The sequence below is a fragment of the Hyphomonas chukchiensis genome, from assembly GCF_000682695.1.
Classification (GTDB): Bacteria; Pseudomonadota; Alphaproteobacteria; order Caulobacterales; family Hyphomonadaceae; genus Hyphomonas; species Hyphomonas chukchiensis.
The window spans coordinates 1-6,095 of record NZ_AWFG01000054.1 but is presented as its reverse complement, the minus strand read 5'-3'; the positions used below and the strand labels follow the sequence as shown (position 1 = coordinate 6,095).

The following is a 6,095-nucleotide window of genomic DNA, read 5'->3' as shown; positions in this document are numbered from 1 at the left end:
CAGCATCGAGCGCCCGGGTTGGGTAGGGTTAAATTGTCAGTTTCGAGGGAGCGTTCGCTAATTAAGCGCGGCCTTCCCGGCGAATTGGTGCTTCTATGGGAAGGAATCGCACAGGTCAACAGCCGAAACAGGGAATTTGCAGACCAAATCCGCACAGGGGCCGGGGCGCATCAAGCCTCTACCCCTACCCCCGACGCAAACCCCTTAAAAGCCCCTCTCCCCCGGGAGAGGGGTTGGGGTGAGGGGCTACTGCGAATCCCTCACGTCAAAGCGGCTAATCCTTGCTCATGCGGTCACGGCGCAGGCGAGCGAAGATCATCCGCGAAGAAGATTCCCGCATCCGCCCCATATGAGTCGATGCCCAGAAATCCCCTTCTGATCCCCTCTTCAAGCTTGGAAGGCTGTAGCATCGTCGTGCCGAGCGATAATGGGGCATATGTAACTGGCCCATAGCTTGTCGGCGTCGATGTCCATATGTCGCGTGCATCTTCGACGACGACCGCATAGGGCACCGTTCGCAAGGCAACGACAATATCTGATGCCGTCCCGACATCCTGGTCATCGAGATCGCGGATGAAGACATCGCTGGGAACACCCTTGGTCCACGATCGAACAGTGCGAGTGTACGTGGCGGCGGATTCAGTCTCGCGATAAATGATGATCAGCTTATGCGTGCCATCGTGTTCGCCGGTGGTGGTGACAACAGCGTGCACTTCGTGCCCCTGGTTATCCACCGTCGCCGCATAGGCCACGACCTGCTCACCGGACTGAAGCTCTAGATCAATGGGCGTGCGCTCTGTGAGCCCCGAGCCAAACTCGCTATCCCAGACATGCAATGTATTGCTGCTCGTATCGATGGCGCTGAACCAGCTATAGTACGCGCTGGAAATGAAACAAAAGTCGCCAGCCCCATAGAGACGTATCGGAGGGTCAAATGACCCCGGCGGAGCAGAATTATTACTATTATTACTCTGATTATAATAGACAGCGATACCGCCGCCTCTCTGGCCGACTATGAGATCACCTCTTGGGAAATCCGACAGTTCTAGGCGCGACGCTTCCACCGCGCATGGCGCATCAACCTGCACCTCGTTCACAACAGCGTAGGCAGGTGAGCCACCCGTATAATTTAGAATCAAAACCTTGTTCGCCTCTTCCACCGCTATGAGAAGGGCTTGGGTTGAGGTGTTGCCAATATATACAGCCTTCAGCGTCCTTCTTGAGCTGGCCGGAACCTCAAGGTCATAGACTTCCACGTCAGCGAAGCTGTCGTCTATTCGCACTTCTCGTGAGACCTGGCTTGTGATCAGTTCGCCCCCCACCGCCGCAGTCCCATCCGTCAGGCTAAGCAGACCATGGATACTCGTAGTACCCACATATCCCCCGAGCAGCGCATTGTCCTCACCGGCGGAATCTGCAAATCGCAGGTAACTATCACTCAGCAAAGTAGTGGTTGGCGACAGGACAATATTCCGCGCCGTCATCGAAAAGGATTGAGTCGTCGTGTCTGTGCCGTCGCTGACCGAAACTTCAAATTCCAGTTCGGTGTTTGCCGTGACTTCCGGAACCGAAAAGTCTACCCGCGCGGCGTCAAAGTCGATCTCGGTCTCGCCCGGCAGAGGCAGCACGGCCGGACCACCGACCTGACGGATTTCAAATGACAGCGCGTCGCCATCGTCATCTTCCGAACCGGAAACATCAATCCATGCCGGTTGCCCTTCGTCCGTCGCAACCGCGCTCGACTCGATAACAACAGTCGGCGCCGTGTTCGCGGGTGGTGGTGGTGGTGGCGGTGGGGGCGAAACGGGGGGCGGCGGTGGAGGTGATTGCACAGGTGGGGCTCCGGTGCCACCGCCACCCCCGCCGCATGCACTAATGCCCAATGCCAGAACGGCGCTCGCCAATACCCATTGCTTCATTCCACTACCCTCTCAGAACCTGCTGCAGCCAACACTAGCGGCGCTTTCCCCGAATGACATTGCTTTACATCCAGAAGGCGAATTTTTGCGTCCTGCGATTATAGACTGTTCATCTGTCGCCCCCTCTCTCCCCCTCCCAATCCAACCCTAAACCCGCCCGTGCCATACTCCCGGCATGCAAGTCTCTGATGCCTTCATTGCCCATGGTCTCGAGCAGGCGCGTTACGTCCTGTTCAATGTACGCAACCTGACCGACATGGTGCGCGCGCCGGTCACGCTGCGGCGGGGCACGGCGGCGCGGGCGCGGGCGCAGCTGAAAATCCTGGAGACCATCGTGCGGCGGCGGCTCTGGCTGATCGCGCTCGGCCTGACGCTCGCGCCCGTGCGGCCCCGCGCCGCCACGGGCCCTGCGCCCCTTGCGCAAGGCGTCGAGGACGTGACGCAATCCTTCCCCTCCATGCCCGCCTGCCGCATCAGCCTCGCGGGCCGGGCCATGGACATGCAATTGCACGAAGGCTCCGTGCATTTTCCGTGCACTGTTCGTGCATCCGGCCCGGTGCCCGCCGCGCCCATTTTCGCCCGCATCATCGCCCTGCACGGCCTGCTATCGGCGCCGCAGGCCCATGCCAAACGCCTCGCGCGCAGCCTTGAACGCCTCCGCCGCAAGGGCGAGGCCCGCCCCGTCTGCATGCCGGATACCGGCGCTTTCCGCCTGCGCGCAGAGCTTGGCCTCGTCGCCACCGCCCTGCCCGGCCTGATCAATGCGCGTCTTGAAACATGGGAAAGCTCGGGCTGACTCCGCCCCGCTTTCCACACTTTTTGCCGGGCGCAGCCATGCGTGCCGGTCGCTGGCGCAGGCTCAGGCGAGCTTTGCCAGCTGCGCGCAGATCTCATCCGTCGCCGTGTGCAATATGTTCGAGCCATGGCCCGGCAGAATCCGGAAATCCACGTTCGCGCGGGGCCGCATATGCTCGGCCACATCCGCAGCTGAAATGATCGTGCAGTCTGCCGCCTGAAGCCAGGTCTGCTGCGCCGTCACCGCCTCCAGATCATCGCTCCAGTCGGCCATCGCCGCCGCGCCATCGCGCAGCCAGGCTTCAGCCCCCTGCTCCACCGCATGATACAGCCCCTCGGCCTGAACCTTCATCAGCGCCGGGTTATCCAGCGTGGCCAGATCCCCCGGCGAGCGCACATATTGCGCCTTCAGGAACGCTTTCGTCCCCCGCCGCCGATAGACCGGCAGGCCCACCGACATCACCATCTTCATCACCGACGGCGCATGCCGCGTGGCCATGGCCGCAAACCGCGTCTGCCGGTCCATATGGGCAAGGTGGCGCTCCTCATCGATCGGAATGCCCCCGCCCAGCACCAGCATATCTCCCAGCCGGTCGCCCAGCGCCTTCGCGATCCGGAAGCCATGCGACGAGCCTCCCTGATGAATGCAGAGGCTGACCTTCGACAGCCCCAGATGATCGACCAGAGCCACCGCGTCTTCCACAACTGTCTTGTCGAAATCGGCCCGTGAACGGCTCGGGCTCGTATAGCCAAATCCCGGCCGTGACGGCGCAATGAAATGGACATTCGCCCCGGCCAGTCCCGCCAGCATCTCCGCCGTAAAGAACGGCCCCTGAAGGTAGCCATGAATGAACAGCACAGGCTTCTCCCCTGCCCCAGCCTTGTACCAGGCCAGCTCCCGCCCGCCCGGCCGCGCCAGCATCTCCATGCCGCATTTCGGCGTCACCCAGGTCTCCGCGCTCGGCGGATTGGCCTGCTCCGGCAATTGCCGCATCAGATAGGCAATGCTGGCGGAAAGCTGCACCACATCCGACATCCGCGCGCAGCCGGTCTTCCTCAGGATGCTCTTCGACTGGCCCTTGATCGTATCCAGCGCCCGGTCCCGCTCACGGGCGATCTCCTTCTGGCTGAGATTGCCGAGATAGCCCTCCAGGATTTCCGTCTCGCTTGAGGTCAGCCCGAACGCCTCGCCCAGCCGCGCCATCAGGCCCGGCGACCAGTCGATATAGGACAGGGACACATGCAGGAGATCGGCGCTGTCCTTCGGCCGCTGGATCAGCGCCAGGCAAGCCCGCGAAGGGCCGGTCTCGATATTCGCGAGAATGATCCGGTCCTGCGCCTGCGCCGTCGTGGCCCTCATCGCCCGGCGGATCTCACTCAGCGCGCCGGGGTCCAGCGGCAGCTCGTCGAACGGACACGGAAAGGTCCGCCCGGTCAGCTGGGCGGCTGCGGCATTGCCCGAAACCAGCCCATTGCGGGCCGAAACATCCAGTATCGCGTGGAACCGGTCCGCATTGGAAGCATCCCGCCGCGAGGCTGCCTCCACCAGCGCGCCAACCCGCTGGCCATGCGTATCCAGGGTATCATCATCCCCCTCATGACGCGGCACATCGCCAGCCAGAAGGCCATCCTCGGCCTCGTCAAAGAAGTAGGCCATCGCCGCATCGAGAAAGCCTTCAAAGCGCGCCGTTTCGTTCGGCACGTCATAGGCGGCTCCCAGCATGTCGAAATAGCGTTTGTTGAGGGACATGGGCTCTCTGCAATGGAAACGTCAGGACGAGCCTCTAGTCTAGATTGCGTCGCCCTCATCACAAGCGCCGGTTTCAGTCACAGGCAGAAATCTGTCGCTTATCCCCCCTGCGGGGCATGAGCCAATTCCCGCTTCCCGCTATCGAAATGCCTGCAGACTTGCAGGCTGGGTGGGGATCCGGCCGAATACCAAAGGATATGACCGATGAAGACCTTACCGCTGACGTCCCTCGGACTCGCGCTTATCACCCTCCTCGCTGCGCCCACCGCCCGTGCAGATGCCCTTTCAACCAATGAAATCGCCTGTTCGAAAGGCGGCGCCGAGGCCTGCTTCTATGCGGCCGCCGACTATGCGAATGGCGAAAATGGCATGCCGCTGAGCAAGCCGAAAGCTGCCGAGCTCTTCATCAAGGCCTGCGACCTCGGCATTCCGGATGGCTGCTTCTATACAGGCAAGATGTATCGGTATGGCGTCGAAGGCATTGCCGCCGATCCGGCGCGTGGCGTCGCATTATACGAAAAGGCCTGCACGATGGGGCATGAGGATGGCTGCAACGCCACCTATGCTGTGCTCGGGAATGACGAGAAGGGCGAACAGGATATTCCCCGCCTGGTCACGGCTTTTGAAAAGGGCTGTGCCAACGAATCGCTGAAAGCATGCAGCTGGGGCGCGGACTTCTTCTTTGACGGCATGCGCGGCAAGCATCCGACCGTCATCGACTATGTCCGCGGCGCTCCGCTGGCTGGCAAGGCGTGCGAACAGGTTGACCCTTATTTCTGCGTCACGGCGGAGCGCATGTATGCCGATCCATCGTCTCCGGCCTTCGACGCGTCCAACGCGCTGAAATTCACGCAGATAAACTGTGACGCAAACGTCAAGGAATCCTGCGCCAACCTCGGCCGTATCTACGCGATCGTCGAAGACTTTGATTTCGCGGTCGGGCCGTACGAAAAGTCCTGCCAGCTCGGCAATGAGAAGATTTGCGACTATGCCAAGGACGTGCGCCGCTATGTCGACGAGCTCGCTGCATGGAATGCCAAGCAGGAAGCCCGCCGCGCCGAGATGGCCGCCATGCTGAATGCCGGCGACTATAACGGCGCCGTGGCAACAGCTGTCTCGGTCTACAGCTCCACTGTCTATGCCGAGCAGGCGGTCAAAGCGGCATCTGCAGCGGGCCGCATGTCAGCTGTGGATGACTATGACCTGAAAGTCCTGGAGCACTGGTTCCAGTCCGGCCCCGTCGGGTCCATGGTCCGCGCCGAAATGCGCAATCGTGGCCTCGCGATTTCCGGAGAGGACAATTCCTGGGCCAATGACATGAAGATGATCAAGTCCGCCAATGACCGCTTCAACGCCGCCCGGACCACATCCAGCTACCGCCCGATCGAACAGGCGCCGGCGTCCGTCACCCAGGGCCTCAGCACCGCCGATGCCCGGGCGCAGACACGCGAAAAATATCGCTACGCCCACTGCACGATGAACAACAACGCCAATCGTTACCTGTGCAACTAGGCACTCCTTGCGTCAGGAGAACCTGTTCCAAATGCAAAAAGGCCGCCTCCTTCCGGAAGCGGCCTTTTCTCATGTCAGTGCCTGAAAGGATCAGGACTTATTTCTTGATGGCGGAGACG

At 61.3% G+C, this 6,095-nt stretch carries 4 protein-coding genes; 2 read left to right on the top strand and 2 right to left on the bottom strand.

Annotated elements, in window-relative coordinates; genetic code table 11:
- Positions 1–293: 293 nt before the first annotated feature.
- On the bottom strand, positions 294–1,919 hold the full coding sequence (locus HY30_RS15255; protein WP_081812288.1) for a hypothetical protein: 1,626 nt from the start codon (positions 1,917–1,919) through the stop codon (positions 294–296).
- 175 nt (positions 1,920–2,094) lie between these two features.
- On the opposite strand from HY30_RS15255, the gene HY30_RS15250 reads away from it, so the two are divergent.
- Entirely contained in the window at positions 2,095–2,715 is a 621-nt protein-coding gene (locus HY30_RS15250) for a hypothetical protein (RefSeq protein ID WP_034742650.1), read from the top strand.
- 63 nt (positions 2,716–2,778) lie between these two features.
- Here HY30_RS15250 and HY30_RS15245 read toward each other — a convergent pair whose 3' ends face one another.
- The gene (locus HY30_RS15245; protein ID WP_034742647.1) at positions 2,779–4,464 is read right to left on the bottom strand and encodes a bifunctional helix-turn-helix transcriptional regulator/alpha/beta hydrolase; all 1,686 of its coding nucleotides are present in this window, start codon (positions 4,462–4,464) and stop codon (positions 2,779–2,781) included.
- A 204-nt stretch (positions 4,465–4,668) separates the two neighbouring features.
- Between HY30_RS15245 and HY30_RS15240 the strand changes: the two genes are divergently transcribed.
- On the top strand, positions 4,669–5,976 hold the full coding sequence (locus tag HY30_RS15240; protein WP_034742644.1) for a tetratricopeptide repeat protein: 1,308 nt from the start codon (positions 4,669–4,671) through the stop codon (positions 5,974–5,976).
- Positions 5,977–6,095 lie beyond the last annotated feature (119 nt).

Bases quoted from the DNA above. Each gene is read 5' to 3' on its own strand.
- HY30_RS15255 (WP_081812288.1), bottom strand. From the start codon at position 1,919: ATGAAGCAATGGGTATTGGCGAGCGCCGTTCTGGCATTGGGCATTAGT.
- HY30_RS15250 (WP_034742650.1), top strand. From the start codon at position 2,095: ATGCAAGTCTCTGATGCCTTCATTGCCCATGGTCTCGAGCAGGCGCGT.
- HY30_RS15240 (WP_034742644.1), top strand. From the start codon at position 4,669: ATGAAGACCTTACCGCTGACGTCCCTCGGACTCGCGCTTATCACCCTC.
- HY30_RS15245 (WP_034742647.1), bottom strand. From the start codon at position 4,464: ATGTCCCTCAACAAACGCTATTTCGACATGCTGGGAGCCGCCTATGAC.